The organism is Sinorhizobium sp. M4_45 (genome assembly GCF_002885915.1).
Lineage (GTDB): Bacteria > Pseudomonadota > Alphaproteobacteria > Rhizobiales > Rhizobiaceae > Sinorhizobium > Sinorhizobium meliloti_A.
In genome coordinates this window covers 772,372-794,570 of record NZ_NWVE01000001.1, presented here as the reverse complement: position 1 = coordinate 794,570, position 22,199 = coordinate 772,372, and the positions used below count along the sequence as shown (strand labels likewise).

The following is a 22,199-nucleotide window of genomic DNA, read 5'->3' as shown; positions in this document are numbered from 1 at the left end:
AGGTACGCGGTCACGCCTGCATCCGCGGGTTGCTGATCCGGTTCGACCGCACGCTCGACGGCCGGAGGCGCCCGACGGCGCCTCCATGGGCATACTCGGTGGAATCAGAAGTCGGTTGTCATGGAGACCTTCACCGTCAGCGGCGCACCCTGCGACAGGGTGCCGTAACTTGCAACGCCGGACCAGTAGTCAAGGTCGAAGACATTCTCGACATTGGCGCGGAACGTGACCGGCCTCTCGTTGATCGCGGTCAAGTAGCGGGCGCCGAGATCAAGCCGGGTCCAGGAGGGAATTTCCTGGGTGTTTGCCGTATTCACAAACTGCTCGTCCGTGTGGATGACATTGCCGGTGAGCGTCAGACCAGGCAAGAAGGGCGTATCCCACTCCGCCCCCAGATTGACCTGCAGAGAGGGCACCCCGATCGGGGTATTGCCACGCGCCGCGTCATCGCTCGTTTTCGTGATTTCGCCGTGGATGAAGGCGACACCACCGAGAACCCGGATTTCGGGTGTCACCTCGCCGAAGACGTTCAACTCGACGCCGCGGTTGCGCTGTTCGCCGCCTTCCGCGAAGACCAGGCCGCCGCCCTGCGTCTCCAGCACGCCGAACGGCTTTTCGATCTGAAACACGCTGGCGGTCACCGCCACGCGTCCGAGATCGACTTTGGTGCCGATCTCGTATTGCCTTGATCGGTAGGGCGCAAGCGTCTCGCCCGAATTGACGGCCGTCGCCGGGGCCGTGTCGCCGACGCTGAGGCCCTCAACGTAATTGGCATAAAGCGCGACGTTTTCCCACGGCTTGAATACGATGCCAGCGAGCGGCGTCAGAGCGCTCTCGTCGGAAGATGCGGTGATGGCGCCCGTGGCAGGGCTGTAGTTTTCGGTATCGATATGCTGCCAGCGCCCACCCAAGGTCAGTTGCACGCGCTCATCGAACATCGACATGGTGTCGGAAAGCGCGAAACCATGGAAGATATTCTCCGAAGCTCTTGGCACATGGGTCGGCTGCGGCACCTCCTGCTCGGGACGAGGAAGCGGATCGAAGATATTGGTTGGCTGCGCGATTCCAGAGTTAGAGCCGCGCGCGAGACGTTGCTGAAGCCCGCTGACCTGGAATGTGACCGAGTGATCGATGGCCGCCGTCTCGAACTCGGCGCGAACGCCCGCCTCCGCCGTCAGACGGTCGACATCGAAGACGAAATTCTGCGGGGTGACACTGGCGTCGCCGGCAGAGTTAAGAAGCAGCGGAGTGCCAAAGAGGCGCTCGACCCGCGAATTCCCGCCACCGACGGCCGCGAAGACGGTGACCGCGTCACTCAGGTCATATTCAACCCGCCCCAACCAGGACAGGTCCTCGGTCGTCGCCCATTCCCAGGGTTCCTGGATATTGGATCGGCCACCCGGCGCCTCGGGAATTTCGAAATTCCCAAACGGGAAGAATGGGCGCAGCGGGGCGTCGACGTCCTGCCGTTGCCCGATGACGTCCAGGGTCGCCCGGATGCCTTCGCCCTCGTAGTCGAGCGCGATTGCGCCGACACCGACGTCGAGTGACTGGTTGTCGATGGCGGTGTCGCCGCCGCGATAACTGCCATTGAAGCGGACGCCGAACTGGCGCTGGTCGCCGAAGCGGCGACTGACATCCAGATGTCCGCCGCCGTAAAGATCGGAGGCATAGTCGGTCGTCACGCGAGTCAGATCAATCTCGGGCGCGCGTTTCGGCACGATATTGATACTGCCGCCGACGCTGCTGTTCGGAGAGATGCCGTAAAGGAGTGCCGTCGGTCCCTTGATAACCTCCACACGTTCGGCATAGTCGGTGAACAGACGAAAGGTGGGAGCGACGCCGAAGACCCCGTCGAAGGAGACTTCGCCAAAATTCCCCTCGTTGAGCGGAAACCCCCTGATGTAGAAGGAATCCAGCATTCCGCCGGAGGCGTGAGTGCTCCTGACCGACGGATCGTTGGCCAGAACGTCGGCTACAGTCTTCGCATTCTGATTCTCGATCGTCGCCGCGGTATAGCTGGTTATGTTGAACGGCGTGTCCATGAAGTCGCGGTTGCCGAGCAAGCCGACGCGACCACCGCGCGCTACCTGCCCCCCGGCGTAGTCTTCCGGTTCCGTGCCTATCGTCGCAGTCGCGGCGCCCCTCACCTCGATGCGATCCAGCACCGTCGCATCTTGTGCCAAAGCGGCACGGCTCACCGTTGCCAGCAGGACAGCCAGCAGTCCAACACGCAGTTCCATAGATACCCCTCTAAGAACATCGACCGAGACGGCCGACTCGCTTTGCAACGAGCCGAGCACGTCGGTACAAAACCGGTGTTAGATAACTTGATTTTTTATGTCAACAATTGCGTGCAGCCGTTATTTGCAGCGATAAAATGGAACGGCCGCGCGTTCGGCGCCGTCCGCCGCGTTCGCTTGCGGGTGTTTTCCGACCGGGAGACGCCGGATACCCCTGGACGCCTGCCCCGTCATCCTCGACTCCTCTCCCGAGACGAGGCCATCGCGACGTCAGCCGGGTCGTCCGACCGATGGTCCGCTTGTGCAGCGTGCTAATCGCAGTGCCGGTAACCGGACTTACGCGTGCGCAGATCGAAGTGGAAATGGTCCTTGTGGAAAGGATCGCTGCCTGGTCCGAGCACCGTGTGGAAATACTTGCAGCTGTCCGTGCGCACCGCTTTCAGGAGCCCCCGCTCACGGAAAGCAAAGAAGCCCTTCTTGCGCACATCGATTTCCTTGCCGTTTTTCAGCACGAACTTGCCGACGTCTATCGCGTTGCCGCGCGCATGTTCCGACATGGGATTGCCGCGGCGGGAGTTCATCGTCCGGCAGGAGTAGCCGCCGAGGGGCTTGATCGTCTTGACGCCCGACCAGTAACGGTAGCGCGACGACGGCGCCAGCTCGTATTTCACCCACCTGGCGAAGGCTTCCGTTACCTGGCAATTCAGCTTCACCGCAGGTTTGACGGCGATGTCGCCGGACAGGCCGCTGAGCTCGATCGGGTAGTCGATGCCACAGGACGGTCCGTTACGGACGCGCGGAACGTCGCGGAAGACGACGCCGAGCTTCTTCAACCGCTGCCGGCACGCGACCTCCGAGCCCGGCATTTCGCCGGTGTATTCCGGCGTGGACAGGGGGCTGCGGGCGCGCGGTATGAAAGCGACCTGCTGCGGCTGCTCAGTGCGCGTCGCCCGCTGGGGCTCGAGAACACGCGTTCTATTCACTTCCTCGGCCGCGCTCTGCGCGGGAGCAAGGGGCGGCAGGTCGGGATCATAGCCGGGATTCGCCTCAGGCATCGGCATCGGCTGCGGCGCTCCGGCAAGCTGTCGCACATCGCTTTCGCCGATACCGGCCACGACCGGCTGCGTCGTATTCCCCTCGGCGATCTCGCCGGCCTGCTCCTGCGCCAGGCCGACCACCGGTTCGACGCCGAGCATGGCGTCCATGTTCACCCCCTCGGGCGGAACCGTCATCGATCCGGCCCCGGCGACCTGGCCCTGGGGCGCAAGAGCCGCATTACTGGAAGCCGGGGCAACGGAGGTCCGGCTGGCCATGGCGACCGGCTCTGACGACGGATAGGCAGCGACTTCCTGCTCCGGCATGGCTGCAGGCGCCGGCCTGATCGCGCCGACACGGGAGCTCCCGTCGATTCGGGCCGGTGGCGCAAGCACGTCCGTCGTGCAGGCAACGAGCGGAATGGACAACAGCAGCGCCGCCAATGGACGATGAAGAAGAGAAACATACGCCATACTGATTGCCGCCTTCATCCATGACAAAGCTTCGGCCTTGTCCGTGCGCCGCCTGCCCACAGCCGAGAATGAACCTGCGGAATGTCGCCAAACGGGCGCTCGGTCGAGAAAGTCGGCTTTGCAAAGCAATTTAAGCAAACGTGGTAAACGAAGCCTTGCCGGCCGCACGCCAAATCGGGCGAGCGGGGACAAAAGAAAAGGCCCGCATCCTTACGGGTGCGGGCCTTTTCTTTGTGGGTTTTCGTCCGACTAACGGCATTCCCCCGGATGGGCGACGCGGAACCCGTCCGCTCGTGCCTCGCAGGCATTCGGGAACGTTCTTGATCGTCCATTGCGCTCGCCGCAGACCGGCGCGAATTCGCGCGTGCAGAATTGCGGCTGCTGCGGACGATCATCCTCACGGCGGCATTCTCCGGGTGCGACGACGCGGAAGCCTTCGGCGCGCGCCATGCACGAATTTGGGAAGGTCTGCCTTCGCGGGCCGCGCTGGCCGCAAACCGGCGAAAACTCGCGCGTGCAGACCTGCTCTTCCGGCGGACGGGATGCCGGACGGCATTCGCCGCGATGAACGACACGGAAGCCGTCGGCGCGTGCCTGGCAGGCATTGGGGAAGGTCCGAATGCGATTGCCGCGTTCGCCGCAGACGGGCGCGAATTCCATCGTGCACATTTGCGGGCCCGGCGGGCGGATCGGTCCCGGACCGGGGCGTGGCTCGTCGACGACCACGGTACAGGCAGAAAGAAAGCCGGCGGCGGCCAGGAAAATGGCGGCAGACTTCATGATGAAACGCTTGAAAGGCAACACAGGTCTCCCCCTTGGCTGGCATCTCGGATGCGGCCGGATCGGCGCGCGATAGCGACCGTCCTCCCGTCGCACCATCTCGCCTGTCTTGCGGCCAGGCGTCAACTCCCGCGAGATGCGCCGTCCACGCACCACCGACAGGAGCAGGCTCACCCGCCCGAAGGACGTCGGTTGAACGAAGAGGCCCGCGGCCGCTTGTTTGATTTCCTCATTCCTGTGCTTGTCACAGGAATCCAGTCAGCCCAAGTCCTTGGGCTGAAAAAACGCTTCCCGCGCCGCAGACGCGGCGCTGCTGGATCCCTGTGACGAGCACAGAGATTGCAGTCCTCCGAAAAGTTTCCCACAGCGCCGCGCATCTTATTAGACGCGCGGCGCTGTGGTGCCGCATGTTTTGACCATTGATCGGCTACGATGGCCTCAGGCTGCCCTGCCAAAGGCCGGCTGTGCGCCCCGTTCCCCGAGCCTGAACTGTTCGAGCAGCGCCTTCAGCTCGCGACTTTCCTGCGCCAGCGTCTGGCTTGCCGCGGTCGTCTCCTCGACCATTGCGGCGTTCTGCTGCGTCATCTGGTCCATGCTGTTGACGGCCGTGTTGACCTCCTGCAGTCCGGTCGCCTGTTCCCGAGCAGCGGTCGCAATTGCGGCCACCTGCTCGTTGACACGGTTGACCAGGGCCTCGATCTCCATCAGCGCATCGCCCGTCGAGCGGACGAGTTCGACGCCGGCGCCAACCTCCTTCACCGAGGTGCCTATCAGCTCCTTGATCTCCTTTGCTGCGCCGGCCGAGCGTTGCGCAAGTTCGCGGACCTCCTGGGCAACCACGGCGAAGCCGCGGCCGGCCTCCCCTGCCCGCGCCGCCTCGACGCCTGCATTCAGCGCCAGCAGGTTCGTCTGGAAGGCGATCTCATCGATCACGCCGATGATCTGGCTTATCCGGCTGGACGAGGCTTCGATGCGCCCCATTGCATCGATCGCATTACGCACGATACCACCGGATTTCGCCGCGCTCGCCTTCGTCTCGTCGACCATGTCGCGCGCTTCCAGGGCACGATCCGATGCCTGGCGTACGGTGGAGGTGATCTCGTCAAGAGCTGCGGCCGTCTCTTCAAGTGCCGCCGCCTGCTGTTCGGTCCGACGCGAAAGATTGTTGGCGGCCTCTGAAATGTCGGCGGCACTGCCATGGACGATTTCGGTGGATTGGGAAATGGCGCCGATGACGTCGCGAAGCGCGGCGACCGCCGTGTTGAAGTCGTCCTTGAGCTTGGCGTATTCCGGCGCGATCCGGGCCACCGCGGCGGTCAGGTCGCCGTTTGCCAGCCGCTCGAGCGCGCCGCCGAGCGTCTCCATCGCCTCGGCCTGGGTTGCGGCAGTCGTACGCTGGCGCTCCTCGTTGCCACGCCGTTCTGCGTCCAGGCGGTCCTGCTGCTCCGCCTCGCGCGATCGCAGTTCGAGGCGCTCCTTGACGGAGTCGCGCAGGACGACGAGCACCTGTGCCATCTGCCCGATCTCGTCGCCGCGATCGGTTTCCGGAACATCCGAGGAAAGGTCCTCGTCTGCGATCGCCCGCATCGAGACCTTCAGCTTTTCGATGGGCCGAACGACGCTGCGCACGATCGCCAGTGCCGCCATGAGGATCGCGAGCGCTGCCGCGACCAGAATGCCGGCCATCTGCCAGGCGCGCTCGCGGAACATGGCGGCCAGGTCGTCGGCATAAACACCGGTACCGACCACCCATCCCCAGGGCTCGAAACCGGCCACGTGCGAATATTTCAGCACGGGCTGGTCGGCGCCGGGCTTCGGCCAGTAGTAATCGACGAAGCCCTTGCCGTGCGCCTGAACCGTCTTGACGAATTCCACGAACAGGAACTTGCCGTTGGGATCCTTGTTCTGCGTCAGGTCGGCGCCGTCGAGTTCGGGCTTGATCGGATGCATCACCATCTTCGGATGCATATCGTTCACCCAGAAATAGCCGCTGTCCTGATAGCGCATCGCCCGGATCGCCTCCAGTGCGCGGCCCTGCGCCTCCTCGCGCGTCAGCGTGCCGGCCTTTTCCTGGCCGTGATAGGCGTCGAAAACCTTGATCGCGTTCTCATTCATCGCCGCGAGCATGGCCTTGCGCTCGGCAACCAGCTTGTCCTGCGCCTGGATCAGTCCAAAGGTCAGCGCCGCCGCCATCGTCAAAAGCGCAAACGCGACCAGCGCGTAAAGACGCGCCGAAATTCGAATTCTTCTCATCCCCTGCCTCCATTTCGAGGCATGCAGAATATGAGCGGCTATTTGCAAAGCTCCTAACAAACGCTCACTAGATTTGAGGGTGATCAAATTAACGATAACACCGTCACGTGTGCCGCCTTTTGCTTCTTCAGCGTGGAATTGTTCCGGCGCCTCTTTGCTCGCCTGACGGCAGTGCGTTAAACCTTGTTCGTCAACAGGGAGACAGGCCGCATGAACGCAGCAAGCAAGCCGAATGGCGAACTGACCTTGCGCACCCTCGCAATGCCCGGCGACGCCAATGCCGCCGGCGACATCTTCGGCGGCTGGGTCATGGCGCAGATGGACCTTTCCTGCGGCATCCGGGCCGCCGAGCGCGCCAGGGGCCGCGTCGTGACTGCGGCGGTAAAGGAAATGGCCTTCGCCATGCCGGTGAAGATCGGCGACACACTCTGCATCTATACCGACATCGTAAAGGTCGGGCGGACGTCGATGACGCTCAAGGTCGAGGCATGGGCACAGCGTTACCTCTCACATGTCATGGAAAAGGTCACCGACGCCATCTTCGTGATGGTCGCGCTCGACTCGACCGGCAAGCCGACGCCCGTTCCGGCCGAGCAATAAGGGCCTGGTTCATGGAGCAGGTGCAGCCCGATCCGGCGATCTTTTCGCACATACGCGTCGTCATGGGCATGGTGATCAGCCTCTCGCTTGCGCGGCTCCTCAGCGGCGTTGCGCTTTTCGTGCAGCACCCGGGCAAGACGAAGGTCTATTGGATACACCTCGGCTGGGTGCTGTTCATGTTCTTCTTCCTCGTCCATTTCTGGTGGTGGGAGTATCATCTGCACTCGCTGGCGGTGATCGACGTCAGCGTCTACCTGTTCGTCATCCTCTATAGCTGCGTCTTCTTCCTCCTCTGCGTCTTCCTCTTTCCGACGACTCTCGACGAGTACAGCGGCTACGAACATTATTTCATGTCCAGGCGCGCCTGGTTCTTCGGCTTCCTCGCCATCGCATTCGCAGTCGACCTCATCGACACAGCCTTGAAGGGCAAGGCCTATTTCCAGTCCTTCGGGATCGAATATCCGCTTCGCAACGCGGCCTATATCGCGCTCTGCATCATCGCGGCGGTCACGCCTGACCGGCGCTTCCATGCGTCTTTTCTGGTCGGCGCGGTTCTTTACCAGCTCACATGGATGTATCGCGCCTTCGACCTTCTCGATTGACGGGGGCAGATGCCGCTCGTGGCGATGTCTCACCCCTTGAAGATGAACGACGCCCCGAGCGCGATCAGCGCGAAGCCGATGAACTGATGCCAGCCGATCGGTTCCTTCAGCCAGAAAATCGAGAAGAGGACGAAAATGGTGAGCGTGATCACCTCCTGCATCGTCTTCAGTTGCGCCGCCGAATAGACAGAGTGTCCGATGCGGTTCGCCGGCACGGCCAGCCAATATTCGAAAAAGGCGATCCCCCAGCTTGCGACGATGACGATGTAGAGCGGCGACGAAGTGAACTTCAGGTGGCCGTACCAGGCGAAGGTCATGAACACGTTGGAGAGGAGCAGCAGGATGACCGGCCAGACATAGGCAGGATTGATGGCAAATGGCATGGAAACCTCGGGAAGAGCGCGAATCGCAGGCCGAGAATGCTCCGCCGAGTGCCGGCGTTGCAAGTGCCTTCGGCTCCCGGTGCAACGATGCGACCGTCAGTTTAAGCCGTCGCCTCGGAGGTCCGGGAAACGAGTGGAGGATCGCGGTTTTCCGTTTCCCTTTTGTACTCGTTCCCCCTTCACTTTCGACCTGACTCTGTCCATATTCCCGGCATGGCCAGATCACCGAAGAATTCCCCGAAGAAATCGTCGGCACCCGGCGGGTTCGAAGAAGCCCCGCAGGCGCCGCTTTCCGGTACGCCCCTTTCCGGCAATGTCTCCGACTGGGTGAAGCAGCTCGAATCGGAAGCGGAAGCGAGCACCTTCGAGAGCCGGCGCGAAGTTGCGTCCAAGGCCGGCAGGCATCGCAAGAAGGTGGAGATCTCCGCGTCGAAATCGGCCCGCGGCACATCGATGGGCGGAACGACCGATCCGAAGACGCGTGCGGCCGCGGGGCTCAATCCCGTGGCCGGCCTCGATGTCGCCTTGGAGGATGCCGACAAGCTCACCTCCGGTTCCGGCGTCACCGCCACCGTCGAGGCGCTTGCCAAGCTCATCGAGAGCGGCAATCCGCTGTTCAAGGACGGCAAGCTCTGGACGCCGCACCGCCCGGCCCGGCCTGAAAAGTCCGAAGGCGGCATCCCGATCCGCATGCAATCGGATTACGAGCCGGCCGGAGACCAGCCGACGGCGATCGCGGACCTGGTCGACGGGCTCACCTCGGGCGAGCGCAACCAGGTGCTGCTCGGCGTCACGGGGTCAGGAAAAACCTTCACCATGGCCAAGGTGATCGAGGCGACGCAGCGCCCGGCCGTCATTCTGGCTCCGAACAAGACGCTCGCCGCGCAGCTCTATTCCGAGTTCAAGAACTTCTTCCCGGACAATGCGGTCGAATATTTCGTCTCCTATTACGACTACTACCAGCCGGAAGCCTACGTGCCGCGCTCGGACACCTACATCGAGAAGGAATCGTCGATCAACGAGCAGATCGACCGCATGCGCCACTCGGCGACGCGTTCGCTGCTCGAACGCGACGACGTCATCATCGTCGCCTCGGTCTCCTGCATTTACGGTATCGGCTCGGTCGAGACCTATACGGCAATGACCTTCCAGATGAGCGTCGGCGACCGGCTCGACCAGCGCCAGTTGCTGGCCGACCTGGTCGCGCAGCAATACAAGCGCCGCGACATGGACTTTCAGCGGGGCTCCTTCCGCGTGCGCGGCGACACGATTGAAATCTTTCCCGCCCACCTGGAGGATGCCGCCTGGCGCATCTCGATGTTCGGAGACGAGATCGACTCGATCACCGAGTTCGATCCGCTCACCGGCCAGAAGACCGGTGACCTCAAGTCGGTGAAGATCTACGCCAATTCGCACTATGTGACGCCGCGGCCGACGCTGAACGCCGCGATCAAGGCGATCAAGGAGGAAATGAGCCAGCGGCTCGCCGAACTGGAACGCGCCGGGCGCCTTCTGGAAGCGCAGCGGCTGGAGCAGCGCACCCGTTACGACATCGAGATGCTCGAGGCCACCGGCTCCTGCCAGGGCATCGAGAACTATTCGCGCTACCTCACCGGCCGCAGGCCGGGCGAGCCGCCGCCGACGCTGTTCGAATATATTCCGGACGATGCGCTGATCTTCATCGACGAGAGTCACGTCACCATTCCGCAGATCGGCGGCATGTATCGCGGCGACTTCCGCCGCAAGGCGACGCTCGCCGAGTACGGGTTCCGCCTGCCCTCCTGCATGGACAACCGGCCACTGCGCTTCGAGGAATGGGACGCAATGCGCCCCGACACCATCGCCGTGTCGGCAACGCCCGGCGCCTGGGAGATGGAGCAGGCCGGCGGCGTCTTCGCCGAACAGGTGATCCGTCCGACCGGCCTCATCGATCCGCCGGTGGAGGTGCGCTCCGCCAAAACGCAGGTGGACGACGTGCTGGGCGAGATCCGCGAGACCGCCGCCGCGGGCTACCGCACCCTCGTCACCGTGCTCACCAAGCGCATGGCCGAAGACCTGACCGAGTATCTGCACGAACAGGGCGTGCGGGTGCGCTACATGCATTCGGACATCGACACGCTCGAGCGCATCGAGATCATCCGCGATCTGCGCCTCGGCGCCTTCGACGTGCTGGTCGGCATCAACCTCCTGCGCGAGGGTCTCGATATTCCCGAATGCGGCTTCGTCGCCATTCTCGACGCCGACAAGGAAGGCTTCCTGCGCTCGGAAACGTCGCTCATCCAGACGATCGGCCGCGCCGCCCGTAACGTCGACGGCAAGGTCATCCTCTATGCCGACACGATCACCGGCTCGATGCAGCGGGCGATGGAGGAGACCAGCCGCCGCCGCGAGAAACAGATGGCCTACAATGCCGAGCACGGCATCACGCCCGAATCGGTCAAGGCGAAGATCTCCGACATCCTCGATTCGGTCTACGAACGCGACCATGTCCGCGCCGATATTTCCGGCGTCGCCGGCAAGGGCTTTGCCGATGGCGGCCACCTCGTCGGCAACAATCTGCAGGCGCACCTCAACGCACTGGAAAAACAGATGCGCGACGCCGCCGCGGATCTTGACTTCGAAAAGGCCGCACGCCTGCGCGACGAGATCAAGCGCCTCAAGGCGGCCGAACTGGCCGTGCTGGACGACCCGATGGCGCGAGAGGAAGCGAAATCGCAGGAGAGCAGCAAGCGGGCCAGCAAGGGCGTGCCCGGCACAACGGACACCCTCCCCCTTGTGGGGAGGGCTGCGGAGGGGCAAGGCGACACCCCTCCCGGACCTTCGGGCCACCCTTCCCACAAGGGGGAGGGAAAGACAGAATCCTACTTCCAGAAGCCCTCGCTCGACAATATGGGCCCGGGGACCGACACCGAACGTCCCCTCTTCCGTAAACCCGAACTCGATGAAATGGGCCGCGACGTGGCGATCCCCTCTTCCCGCGGCCGAGGAGAAGGTGCCCGAAAGGCAGATGGGGGGCAGTCGCTTTTCAGAAAAAACACCCTTGACGAAATGACCGTCGGCCGCACGGAGAAGCCGGTACCGGGACCGGCACCGGAAAAGCCGACCCTCACCCGCGCCAAGCCGGGCGTAGGATCCTACGAGGAGCCGGCGGAGGAAAAGCGGCGCAAGAGCCGGACGAAGGGCAAGACGGGGCGTCCGGGACGCTGAGCCAGTCCTATCAGGATCCAAGGGCCGGACACTGGGCCGTTGCCAGGCCTTTCCAGACATCGAATGGACCAAAGCGGTCGCTGCGAGAGCGACTTCAGAACGAGTGCAACGACGCCGCCAATACCCCCAATTTTTTATGGGTAGCCCGAAATGATTAGCCCGACATAGCCGCGGAACCCTTAAATTTTTACGGAACATTTCCTTCCCGACACGAATTTAAGTTGTCACTAATTTAGGGAGGAAAATATGAAAACCCTGGATGTATTTCTTACGAGCACCGGTCTGGCTCTTATGTCAGTCGGTTTTTCAACTTCGGCAACGATTCCCGCGCACGCCCAGAACCTTACGGGCCCCGTGCTCATGGCCGAGCAGTGCAGCCCTCTGACGGACGCCAATTACGAAGCTTGCTGCATGGCTCAGAACAGAGCGGAAATCCTCACGGCCGGGCAAATAGAGCAATGCCCGCCCCTCTCCACGGCGGCTATCGGTAATTCATTTTCCACGACCTCCACCGACAGCGGTCCTCGCAACCTGAATGGCGATGACGGTGGCAGCGGCGGTGGTGGCGGCGGCGGTGGTGGCGGTGGTGGCGATCCCGGCGGTGGCGGCGATCCCGGCGGTGGCGGTGGCCAAGACACCGGCAAGGGTAACCAGGACCATGGCAAGGGCAACCAGGACCACGGCAAGGGTAACCAGGATCACGGCAAGGGCAACCAGGATCACGGCAAGGGCAACCAGGACAACGGCAACCAGGACAGCGGCAAAGGCAGCCAAGATCGCGGCCTTAAAGGTAACCAGGACTAACCAGGACGACGATAACCGCGATGACGGCGGGTCGGGCGCCTGAAGGATCGGCCGCAGGAGCGCTCGACAGCGCCGATGGCAAATGACGAGAGCGCCGTGGCCGGCTCTCATAGCCGGCACGGCCAGTCCCGCTCCCGGCGCGTCGCGGAGAACGTCTGGCTTGTTGAGGCTATGCGCTTCGCGTTTCACAGCTCCAACGAGCGGTCACCCTGCCATGGACCGACGGCCGCACCTGCTCTACTCCGCCGCGCGCGCCTTCGCCTCCACCGCTTCCAACTCGTAGGAATACCCCTCCAGCATGGAGTAGGCCTGCTCGATCGCCTCGATCTGGGCTTCTGCATTCCTGATCGCCTCGGCGATCGACTGGCTGCGGGCGCGCAGCATGGAGCCGAGCACGTCTGTCTCGGGCCGCCTGCCGATGCGGTCGAGATGCTTGCGCACGCGGGAGCGGTGGCGTTCCAGTTCCAGAATGTGGAAGCGGTTTTTGACGATGTCGTCGGAAAGCTTGCGTCGCATCGCCGCCACCGGATCGAAACTGCCGGGCTCGCGTTCATCGAGTATGAAGTCGTTGACGAGGGTCTCCAGCATCATAAGGCCCTTGAGGTCTTTCGGGTCGGCGAGCTGGGGATCGTAACCGGTGTCATCGTAGACTTTGCGGCGCACCGGATCCTTCAGGAGATCGTAGGCCGCCTGCAGCTTGCCGAACTGCTCGGCATCACCGCCGCGGTCGGGATGCGCGGTCTTTACCGCCCGGCGATAGGCCGTCCGGACCGCCCGTTCGTCGGCGTCGCGCTCAATTCCAAGGAGGGCATAGGGATCGATCACGCCGGCCACCTGCTCATCGTCAACTCGCATATTGGTTTCCGGTACAGACCTACCGGTTCGCCGCCGCAGCAGCAAGCCCGCGAGGCTCACGGGGAGAGTGCAGGCTCAACCTAGTGCCGCGACGAAAATGTGGTCGAAACGAGGCAATCCACGACATTTGCCCCGCGGCACACGGCACCGTGAGGTCACGCGGGCGCTTCGGCATAAGGCATTGTCCGCAGGTGCGGGACCGCAAGAACTCCCCTTGCCTTTTTCGCGGAATACTGCCAATTCTATTGCCGTTCGGGCGTTTTCAATCCCGGAGACTGGACTTTCGCTTTGAGCCTGGCTTGACGCCGGGACAGCCGCAAGCGGCATCGTAGACGTCTTTTCCCCGATATCGTGACCACTCGACGCCTTTCAGCGCATTTCGCTGAAGACGACACGTTCGCTTCCTTCCGGGGGCGCGGACACACTACCTAAAGCAACCGATGCGTGATATTGAAGCGCAGGGTTGCGGCAAAGACAGACTGAAGGAAAAGGACTTCTTCCATGGCCACTAAAGGCATCGTCAAATTTTTCAACCAGGACAAGGGTTTTGGTTTCATCACGCCGGAAGGCGGTTCGAAGGACGTTTTCGTCCACATCACCGCTGTCCAGGCCGCAGGCCTCACGACATTGAACGATGGCCAGGAGGTCAGCTTCGACACGGAGCCGGATCGCATGGGCAAGGGCCCGAAGGCCGTCAACCTCCAGGCTCTCTAAGCCTGGCGTTCGACAAAGCGTGAAGAGCGGCGCTTCGCAAGAGGCGCCGCTTTTCGTTGGAGAGCACCCCATCCCACCTGCCGCCCGCCTTCCCCTCGCCGGCGAAGGAGACTGCGGCGCAGTCGCGTTACTCTGCCGCCTGCCTTGCCGTTACCGCCTCGAACACCGCGTCGAAAGCAGTGTGGATCACTTGCGGAACGGCATCCTTGCGGGTGGCGTCGGCGGAGAGTATCTGACGATAGCGCCGCGCGCCGGGCCAGCCTTGGAAGAGCCCGACCATGTGCCGCGTAACGTGGATCAGCCGGCCGCCATTCTCGATATGCGCAGCGGCATGGTTCACCATGGCATCGCGGATACCGGACCAGAATTCCAGCGACAGATTATGGTTACGATCGGAAAAGCCGTCGGGGTCGATCGGCATGGGCGCGGCCCCCGTCAGCGGGTGGACGAAATAGCCGTCGGCGGCCGTCAGCAGGCCGCTGTCGTGATAGGCCGCGCGGCCCAGCATCACACCGTCGAGAGGAGCGCCGCATGCGGCCTCTGCCGCAGTCCCGGTGGCTCCTCCCGTCGGTAGCGACCGCGGATCGAGGTGGGATAGCGCCTGATCCAGCTTTTGAAGACCCCCATTGAGACCAATGAAAAGATTCGTATTTTCCGCCTTGAGGCGGTGTACGAGGCCATAGTCGAGCGGCGGAACCTCGCGGTTCTCTTTCGGGCTCAGCCCTTTGAGCCATGCCTTTCGCGCATGCACCCACACGGCATCCGTTCCGGCATCCTTGACGCGCCCGACGAGGTCGCGAAGCGCGACTTCCGGATCCTGATCGTCGACGCCGATACGACATTTGACCGTGACCGGAATCTTGACCGCCGCCTTCATCGCCGCGATGCAGTCGGCGACCAACGCCGGCTCCTGCATCAGACAAGCCCCGAAGGTGCCGGATTGCACCCGGTCTGACGGGCAGCCGACATTCATGTTGATCTCGTCGTAGCCGAAGCCTTCGGCGATGCGCGCCGCCTCCGCCATCTTCGTCGGATCGCTGCCGCCGAGCTGCAGGGCGACCGGATGTTCAGAGGCATCGTGGCCGAGCAGCTTTTCCCGGTCGCCGCGCAGAATCGCATCCGCGACGATCATTTCCGTATAGAGCAAAGCATGCCTCGAGAGCAGGCGCGCGAAAAACCGATAATGACGATCGGTCCAATCTATCATCGGCGCAACGGCAAAGACGGGTGCCTTGAAGTACCTGTTTTTATCTTGCTTACCAGCGGTTTGCGCTGTTTCTTTCATATCCTGTTGGCTCTCGTTTGACGCGTTTTTAGCCCGTTCCTGCTGTGCTATTGCTACAATGTAGCAAATGGCTGGAGGCTTATAGCAAAAACATGGGCACCATCGTCTAGCGAAAGCGCCGGAATGGGCAGAAAGGCGATCATCCCGGTCGAGGATGTCTGCCGCGACTATTTCAATCACATGACGATTTCCTGAAAGTCTCGAGGTCCAATGTCTGAAGTCGATTGGTTGAGCCATCTCCTGCAAATCGTCACCGTAACCGGTCAGCTCGAGGTCCGCTGTACCTACGGTGCGCCATGGCGCGTGGCCTGGAGCCGGGCTGCGGCGAACGAAATCCCCTACCACGCCATCGTCCAGGGTCGGGCCATTTTCGAGGATCCGGAGACGAAAACGACGAGGGAGTTGGTGAGCGGAGATATCGTGCTGCTACCTCATGGAGCGGCGCATGTACTGCACGACGGTAGCGGGCAAACTCCTATCCATACCCGGCAACACCGGAGGTCTGCCGGATGGATGCTGAGCGAGAACGATAGCCAGGGCGAGCAACTCGATCTGTTGTGTGGTCGATTTTTCATCGCGCCGCCTCATGATCGACTGATCCGTAACTACCTGCCCACAAATCTCGTGGCGCGGGCCACGGACAGCCGTGGAGAAGATGGTATCAGTTCCGCTTCCAACCAACTGGCCAGTCTGGTGAGGCTGATGCGTATGGAGTCCGCCGGCGACCGAGCGGGAGGACGCGCCGTTCTCAACGCCCTTTCTTCGGCCCTGTTCACACTGGTACTGCGAGCGGCGAGCGAATCCGAGAAAGCCCCCGAAGGCTTGTTGGCCCTGGCCGGCCATCCGCGACTTGCTCCAGCCATTGCGGCCATGCTTGGCGATCCGGCCCATCCATGGAAACTGCCTGATCTGGCGGATTTGTGCGGCATGTCACGCGCCACGTTCATGCGGCACTTTCAAGACAGGCTAGGTTGCTCCGCGCTCGATTTGTTGACCGATCTCCGCATGAGTTTGGCCGCCAACGAACTCAAGAAGCCGGCAATAAGCACTGAAGCTGTGGCCGAGACGGTGGGATATCAATCCGTTTCCGCATTTCGACGGGTGTTTGCGGAAAGGATGGGGATGACGCCGGGGGAATGGCGCCGACTGGCGCACAATGGCCCGTAGGCCCCAGGACGATCTTAGCTCAAATGCGCCAGATTGATCCTTTCGCGCATTATATTGAGCCAATCCAGTCTCGATGTTTGCACCATCATTCGTAAATTAGGTTCCGTCATCACTTGATGAAGGAGCCATCCAATGAACTGCATCAGCATCACCGCCGAAACCGCAACCGGCACAGGCGCCGAAATCCACGCACGGACCGAGAGCCCCGGAATCGCTCTCGCGCCCCAACCGTCCCATTCGCACACACAGCCAACGCCGACGAATGCCGTCATCGAAACCATTCTGAGCCGTAGTGCTGCCAAGTACTACGACCCAGCCGCCACCCTCAGCGATGGTGAGATCCGCGACCTGGTGCGGATCGGCACCTCCGCGCCGACATCGTTCCACCTGCAGAACTGGCGGTTTATCGCAGTCCGTACGCCTGACGCCAAGGCACGGCTACGTCCGATCGCCTGGAACCAGCCCGCAATCACCGACGCCGCCGTTACCTTCATCATCGTCGGCAGGTTGGCCGATGCCCGCACCGTCCCGGAGCGCCTGGTGCCGGTAGTGGAAGCCGGCATCATGCCAGCGCACCTGGTGCCGGAATGGGAAATCCCCGCTCGCGGTCTGTATGACGGTCAACCCCAACGGCAGCGCGACGAGGCGGTACGTTCCGCTACCTTCGGCACCGCGGCCATCATCTATGCAGCTCGCTCCCTCGGCCTGGGTTCGACGCCGATGATCGGGTTCGACGCGGAAGCCGTGCACCGCGAGTTCGGCCTGACCGAGGACGAAGTGCCGGTCATGCTTCTGACCGTCGGGCCGGAGCGGACCGGCAACTGGCCGCAGAAGCCGCGCCTGCCGGTGGCCGACGTCCTGTCCTTTGCATAATTCTCAGTCCCAACAGTCACTTATGGAGAGTATGATGTCTAGAACTATTGCCCTGGAACCCGAAAATGTACCGGCAGAATCGAAACCAACTCTCGATGCATTCACGAAGAGCATCGGATTCACCCCAAATATGATGGCGTCCTTCGCGCAGAGCCCGATCGCGTTCAACGCATGGGCCACGCTGCTTGGCTCCCTCAGCAAGGCGCTCGATGTGAGGACGCGCGATAGTATCGGCCTTGCCGTCTCGGAGGTGAATGGCTGCAATTATTGCCTGACGGTTCACAGCTACACCGCGGAACATATGGCAAAGTTATCGGCGGATGACATCATTCTCGCCCGGAAGGGTCATGCAAGCGACGCGAAACGAGACGCCGCAGTCCAGTTCGCGCGCAAAGTCATCGAGGCCCGAGGACACGTTGGTGAGGCCGATCTGAAAGCCGTCCGCGATGTCGGCTACACCGATGCGAACATCATCGAGATCGTTGCGCTGGTCGCCATGTACTCCCTGACGAACTTCTTCAACAACGTGTTCGACCCCGAGCGGGACTTTCCCGCCGTTGCCCCGGCCGGCTCTGTCTAAGCCCGGTCCTGTCGCAATCTCCGCGCGGTTGAACCCGAAATAAGCCGGGCTCGCCGCGCGACATCACACAGCAATTTCGACAGCAAGGTCTTCGAAAAGGCGTCAAGCCGGTAACGGGTTGCGCGGGAGATCGAAAACATCTTCCACGCCTGAATTTTTCCAAGCCAACAAATATCTGAGGAGACAATTCCCATGAAAGCGATCGTAGTGACCGACCAGGCTGCGGGAACAGCCGGAATGAAGCTGGTGGAGCGACCCGAGCCTCAGGCCGCCATAAACGACGTCGTCGTTGAGGTCCATGCGGCGGGGTTCGTCAACACCGAACTGGATTGGCCTTCAACCTGGACGGATCGGGCCTTTCGTGACCGGACGCCATCGGTTCTCGGCCATGAGCTGGCCGGTGTGATCACCGAGCTGGGCTATGGCACCACGGGGCTGTCGATCGGCCAGCGGGTGTTCGGCCTGTCGGACTGGTATCGCGACGGCACACTCGCTGAGTACGTCGCCATGGAGGCCCGCAACCTCGCGCCATTGCCCGGCAACGTCGACTTCACGGTGGGCGCAAGCCTGCCAATATCTGGCCTGACCGCATGGCAGGGACTGTTTCAGCATGGCCGCCTTCAGGCGGGGCAGAGCGTCCTCGCCCATGGCGCAGCTGGCGCTGTCGGCTCGATCGTGACCCAGCTTGCGCGGGAAGCCGGCGCCTATGTCATCGGCACCGGACGCGCCGCTGACCGCCAGAGAGCTCTGGACTTCGGTGCAAATGAATTCGTCGATCTTGGAAACGACACCCTGGAAGACGTCGGCGGCGTCGATCTGGTATTCGACGTTATCGGCGGCGATGTTCAGAGGCGGTCCGTACCGCTGATCCGGGCCGGAGGAACGCTTGTGACAGCCGTCGGACCGACGGATGTCCGACCTGTGGATGGCCTGGTGGTTGACTTTGTCGTAGAGGCTGATCGTGGCCAGCTCTCGGAGATCGTTCAGCGCGTCCGGGACGGAAGACTGCGGACGAACATCGGCAAGATTTCAAGTCTGGACGATGCGATCGCCACCTTCAATTCTACGGAGCGACGCGCCGGAAAGACAGTCATCCGCGTTCTCCCGTGAGGACTCGGCGAGAACCGAGGATATTCGCGGGGGAATCGAAGCGGCCGTATCTTCCTGCCGGATAGGCCTCCATGCGACGGCGCCACCGCAAAGACGGGTGCCTTGAAATACCGACTTCCCGTCTTCCCGTCTGTGGCACCGATTCCATCCTGTCTCGTCAGCCCATTTCTACATACGGCAGCGGTCCGAGGCTTGTAGCAAATCACGTGCACAATCGCCGAGTGAAAGAGGGAATGTTAATATAACCGACAGAAGAAACAGAGCCGAATCAGATGTTCGGATGTATTGTTTCTTCTTACCTAATACTGTCGATTGTATCTTGTGGCAAAATTCGGGCACCTACCGAGGCCTCTATCTGGATATTCTGTTGAAGATCAGACAGTTATAATATTCTTGCGTAAGGCAGCACTTTCTGTGCCATCCTGCGCCGCGCTGGAGGCTGAGGTTCGAAACATGTCCTAAACTTTAGGGAAGGAAGCAGGACAATGCGTAGAACAGGAAAAACTATCATCGGCTCATTGCTTGGTCTCGCCTATGTCGTTGCCACGCCATTTGCCTCACTCGCGTCGTTCGATGACGGCCTGCGTCAGAGTACAGCGCTTGCCGGTCCTCATGGTGACGTCCTTGTCGTTGCCGACGCCGGGAGCGCGCCAGCCGGAGGTCAGGAGACGGGCTCCGGTGGCGGTCAGGATACCGGTTCCGGCGGCGGTCAGGATACCGGCTCCGGCGGCGGTCAGGACAGCGGTTCCGGCGGCGGTCAGGACAGCGGCTCCGGCGGCGGCCAGGACAGCGGTTCCGGCGGCGGTCAGGACAGCGGTTCCGGCGGCGGCCAGGACAGCGGTTCCGGCGGCGGACAGGACAGCGGCTCCGGCGGCGGCCAGGACAGCGGTTCCGGCGGTGGACAGGATAGCGGTTCCGGCGGCGGACAGGATAGCGGTTCCGGCGGCGGTCAGGACAGCGGCTCAGGCGGCGGTCAGGACAGCGGCTCCGGTGGCGGCGAAGGCTCCGGTGGCGGCCAGGACAACGGCTCCGGCGGCGGACAGGATAGCGGCTCCGGCGGCGGACAGGATAGCGGCTCAGGCGGTGGCCAGGATAGCGGCTCCGGCGGCGGCGAAACTCCCGCTTCCACGTCGAGCGACTGACACGGTACCAATAGTCGTTGGATCACGATGATTCAGGTCGGGTCGACCTAGCATCATGAACGTGATCGACTCTACGAAGTTGGAGCGGGATGCGGGCGGAACGGCACACTTTTCTCCTCATCCCGCTCTACTGCCGCAATCAGAGGCGGTCGAAGCTCATTGAAATCCCGCCTGGCGGAACCACTCCTGAATGCCGGCAAGAACCTCCGCCTTGGCGCCCTCGAGCGTCGGCTCGTAGCGGAAGCCCGTTTCACCGGTACCGTTGCAATGGGAGATGCGCCAGGCCCAATCGCTCATGGCCTGACGTTTCATGACAAAGGCGACTTCATGTCTGCCAAGCATCGCGCAGAAAGTCCCATTCTGCAGTGGCAACCAAGTCAAACGGATCTCTGCAACCGTCACCATTCCAGCCCTCCAACAGCAGAAAAGGTATAGAATGTGGGCCAAGTGCTTGAAACCCCGCCTTTTAAGGGGATGCAGCGCAATACGGGTGGCGAGGGAAAGGACAACTCCAGATAAGGGCTCCTTCGACGATGAGCAAAGCGTCCCTGTTGCGAAAATATCTGATCGGCAGCGGCGGCGGACAGGAGGGAAACCGTGTTTCAGCAAAATTGCGGACAAACGGGATTCCCTGAGCTACATTGAAGCGCTCGGCCCGGTCTCCGGGCTTCTCGGGAGGGAACCCGGCAGGCCCGACAGCGTTCTTGTACATGATCCCGGGAGCGGGAAAGCGGCAGTCGAAGCCGGTGTCCGTCGCTTTGTCGCCCGATTGGAACCGAACATACCCAGACGCGGCCCGATTGTCGCGTCGCTGCGATCCAGGAGGAGAAGCATGCAGGTCTTGTGGAGCAATCCCATCGAGCTTGGAATGAACGGGGGTGACGTGCGCATGGTCAAGGGACCGTCCGACGCGCTCCGATGCCTCGCGGACCATTGGCCGTATCGCGGCCCCTACTATGTCGCCGCGCGCAGCGCGTGCCGCGCCGCGATCGACGGGCGTCGTACCTGCGAGGAAGCACGCAGACTCTTTCTTTCCGCCGCTGAGGAGGCGCGTCTCAAAGCGCATTAGGGCCTGTTGAGATTCATTTTGAATTAATGACGGCTGCTGCGAGATCGATAATGGCGTTGAAGCTCTGATCGATTTTGTCGGCACGCATGGCGACGCAGTTCAAAGTGCTCCAGCGACCTTTGCGCGTCTCATAAGACGCGCGGCGCTGTAGGAAACTGTTCAGAGGACTGCATCTTTCCTCCGTCCTCATCCCTTGCTCGTCACAGGGATGAGAGCAGCGCCGCGTCTGCGGCGCGCGAAGGGTTCTTTCAGCCCAAGGACTTGGTCTGGCTGGATTCCTGTGACGAGCACAGGAATGAGGAAATCAAACAGGCGGCGGCGGGCGGCCCGAATCTCAACAGGCCCTAGCTCACGATATGCGGGCAAGCGACCGCAACACTGAACGATCCTTTGCGCTTGCGGTTTTCCGCCGCCTGGGTGGATCGATGCTGGGCGCCTCCAGTCGGACCCAGTGTATTGGTAATACAATTCTTGTGCAGCGCAATATTCGGGCACACCCGGCCGGCCGGCTTGAAAAACAAAGAAACCTCTAATATAACCGTTCCCGTGTGTTAATCCGCGAATATGAGAATGCGATCTTTGCAATCGCGCGGTCCAGCCTCGAAATGAGTGTGAAATCTTCGCGAATTCGCCCGATTTCTGTCGTGAAGGCTTCATCTGGCGGCGTTATATTCTATTCCGTCTTACAAAAACCAATATCGAATGTTTAAGGTTTCATCAAAAGAGGGACATAAGAAATAATACGGGAGAGCTATGATGAGAGAGCGTAATCTCTATCGTATCGTCGAAGTCAGCATGAAGCGCGAAAGCGGCCGGAAGGAAATCGGCATCATGACCGTGCGCCAGGCCCTTGAGCTTCCCCAGGTACCAAGCCTCGAATACAGTCATCCGGAACTCAACTCGCGGTCCGACGGCCGCTTCCTCACGCGTGACCAACTAGAGGCCTATGCGCGCTGCGCCTGACCCCGAGAGCACGGCTCAGGCATCATTCTCACGCCCTGCCTATTGCAGCAGCCCGTCCGGC

20 protein-coding genes are annotated in these 22,199 nt (G+C 61.9%); 12 read left to right on the top strand and 8 right to left on the bottom strand.

Annotation, left to right across the window (positions count from 1 at the left end):
* Positions 1-104: 104 nt before the first annotated feature.
* From CN933_RS04005 to CN933_RS03985, 4 genes are all read right to left on the bottom strand, one after another.
* Positions 105-2,243, bottom strand: a complete 2,139-nt coding sequence (locus tag CN933_RS04005; RefSeq protein WP_018095183.1) for a TonB-dependent receptor — start codon at positions 2,241-2,243, stop codon at positions 105-107.
* 311 nt (positions 2,244-2,554) lie between these two features.
* Positions 2,555-3,751, bottom strand: a complete 1,197-nt coding sequence (locus CN933_RS04000; protein ID WP_033047311.1) for an extensin-like domain-containing protein — start codon at positions 3,749-3,751, stop codon at positions 2,555-2,557.
* Positions 3,752-4,000: 249 nt separating this feature from the next.
* The gene (locus CN933_RS03995; protein WP_018095185.1) at positions 4,001-4,555 is read right to left on the bottom strand and encodes a Kazal-type serine protease inhibitor domain-containing protein; all 555 of its coding nucleotides are present in this window, start codon (positions 4,553-4,555) and stop codon (positions 4,001-4,003) included.
* A 414-nt stretch (positions 4,556-4,969) separates the two neighbouring features.
* A complete protein-coding gene (locus CN933_RS03985) occupies positions 4,970-6,784 on the bottom strand; it encodes a methyl-accepting chemotaxis protein (protein ID WP_018095186.1) in 1,815 nt (604 codons plus the stop codon).
* A 210-nt stretch (positions 6,785-6,994) separates the two neighbouring features.
* Between CN933_RS03985 and CN933_RS03980 the strand changes: the two genes are divergently transcribed.
* Together CN933_RS03980 and CN933_RS03975 are read left to right on the top strand one after the other, a co-directional pair.
* Positions 6,995-7,384, top strand: a complete 390-nt coding sequence (locus CN933_RS03980; RefSeq protein WP_018095187.1) for an acyl-CoA thioesterase — start codon at positions 6,995-6,997, stop codon at positions 7,382-7,384.
* An 11-nt stretch (positions 7,385-7,395) separates the two neighbouring features.
* On the top strand, positions 7,396-7,986 hold the full coding sequence (locus tag CN933_RS03975; RefSeq protein WP_018095188.1) for a hypothetical protein: 591 nt from the start codon (positions 7,396-7,398) through the stop codon (positions 7,984-7,986).
* A 29-nt stretch (positions 7,987-8,015) separates the two neighbouring features.
* Here CN933_RS03975 and CN933_RS03970 read toward each other — a convergent pair whose 3' ends face one another.
* A complete protein-coding gene (locus tag CN933_RS03970; protein WP_018095189.1) occupies positions 8,016-8,369 on the bottom strand; it encodes a DMT family protein in 354 nt (117 codons plus the stop codon).
* Between the two features lie 213 nt (positions 8,370-8,582).
* Between CN933_RS03970 and uvrB the strand changes: the two genes are divergently transcribed.
* Together uvrB and CN933_RS31455 are read left to right on the top strand one after the other, a co-directional pair.
* The gene (uvrB, locus tag CN933_RS03965; protein ID WP_018095190.1) at positions 8,583-11,576 is read left to right on the top strand and encodes an excinuclease ABC subunit UvrB; all 2,994 of its coding nucleotides are present in this window, start codon (positions 8,583-8,585) and stop codon (positions 11,574-11,576) included.
* Between the two features lie 246 nt (positions 11,577-11,822).
* Entirely contained in the window at positions 11,823-12,380 is a 558-nt protein-coding gene (locus CN933_RS31455) for a hypothetical protein (RefSeq protein ID WP_102761303.1), read from the top strand.
* A gap of 237 nt (positions 12,381-12,617) precedes the next feature.
* Here CN933_RS31455 and CN933_RS03955 read toward each other — a convergent pair whose 3' ends face one another.
* Positions 12,618-13,235 (bottom strand): J domain-containing protein, encoded by a 618-nt coding sequence (locus CN933_RS03955; RefSeq protein WP_018095192.1) that lies wholly within the window; start codon positions 13,233-13,235, stop codon positions 12,618-12,620.
* Between the two features lie 501 nt (positions 13,236-13,736).
* Between CN933_RS03955 and CN933_RS03950 the strand changes: the two genes are divergently transcribed.
* The gene (locus CN933_RS03950) at positions 13,737-13,949 is read left to right on the top strand and encodes a cold-shock protein (protein WP_003535347.1); all 213 of its coding nucleotides are present in this window, start codon (positions 13,737-13,739) and stop codon (positions 13,947-13,949) included.
* A 127-nt stretch (positions 13,950-14,076) separates the two neighbouring features.
* On the opposite strand, the gene dusA is transcribed toward CN933_RS03950, so the two are convergent.
* Entirely contained in the window at positions 14,077-15,234 is a 1,158-nt protein-coding gene (dusA, locus tag CN933_RS03945; protein WP_018095193.1) for a tRNA dihydrouridine(20/20a) synthase DusA, read from the bottom strand.
* A gap of 210 nt (positions 15,235-15,444) precedes the next feature.
* On the opposite strand from dusA, the gene CN933_RS03940 reads away from it, so the two are divergent.
* The 5 genes from CN933_RS03940 to CN933_RS03920 all read left to right on the top strand — a co-directional run bounded on the left by CN933_RS03940 (position 15,445) and on the right by CN933_RS03920 (position 20,106).
* Entirely contained in the window at positions 15,445-16,401 is a 957-nt protein-coding gene (locus CN933_RS03940; protein WP_018095194.1) for a cupin domain-containing protein, read from the top strand.
* Between the two features lie 132 nt (positions 16,402-16,533).
* The gene (locus CN933_RS03935; RefSeq protein ID WP_018095195.1) at positions 16,534-17,274 is read left to right on the top strand and encodes a nitroreductase family protein; all 741 of its coding nucleotides are present in this window, start codon (positions 16,534-16,536) and stop codon (positions 17,272-17,274) included.
* A gap of 34 nt (positions 17,275-17,308) precedes the next feature.
* Complete coding sequence (locus CN933_RS03930; RefSeq protein ID WP_026168622.1) at positions 17,309-17,854, top strand: carboxymuconolactone decarboxylase family protein; 546 nt, start codon at positions 17,309-17,311, stop codon at positions 17,852-17,854.
* A 192-nt stretch (positions 17,855-18,046) separates the two neighbouring features.
* A complete protein-coding gene (locus tag CN933_RS03925; protein WP_018095197.1) occupies positions 18,047-18,964 on the top strand; it encodes an NADP-dependent oxidoreductase in 918 nt (305 codons plus the stop codon).
* Between the two features lie 485 nt (positions 18,965-19,449).
* Entirely contained in the window at positions 19,450-20,106 is a 657-nt protein-coding gene (locus tag CN933_RS03920) for a hypothetical protein (RefSeq protein WP_026168623.1), read from the top strand.
* Between the two features lie 156 nt (positions 20,107-20,262).
* Here CN933_RS03920 and CN933_RS03915 read toward each other — a convergent pair whose 3' ends face one another.
* On the bottom strand, positions 20,263-20,511 hold the full coding sequence (locus CN933_RS03915) for a hypothetical protein (protein ID WP_018095199.1): 249 nt from the start codon (positions 20,509-20,511) through the stop codon (positions 20,263-20,265).
* Between the two features lie 427 nt (positions 20,512-20,938).
* Between CN933_RS03915 and CN933_RS03910 the strand changes: the two genes are divergently transcribed.
* Both CN933_RS03910 and CN933_RS03900 read left to right on the top strand, forming a co-directional pair.
* Positions 20,939-21,175 carry a DUF982 domain-containing protein gene (locus CN933_RS03910; protein WP_018095200.1) on the top strand — a complete coding sequence of 79 codons (237 nt, stop codon included), beginning with the start codon at positions 20,939-20,941 and terminating at the stop codon, positions 21,173-21,175.
* 753 nt (positions 21,176-21,928) lie between these two features.
* Entirely contained in the window at positions 21,929-22,138 is a 210-nt protein-coding gene (locus CN933_RS03900; RefSeq protein ID WP_003536846.1) for a hypothetical protein, read from the top strand.
* The last annotated feature ends 61 nt before the right edge of the window (positions 22,139-22,199 follow it).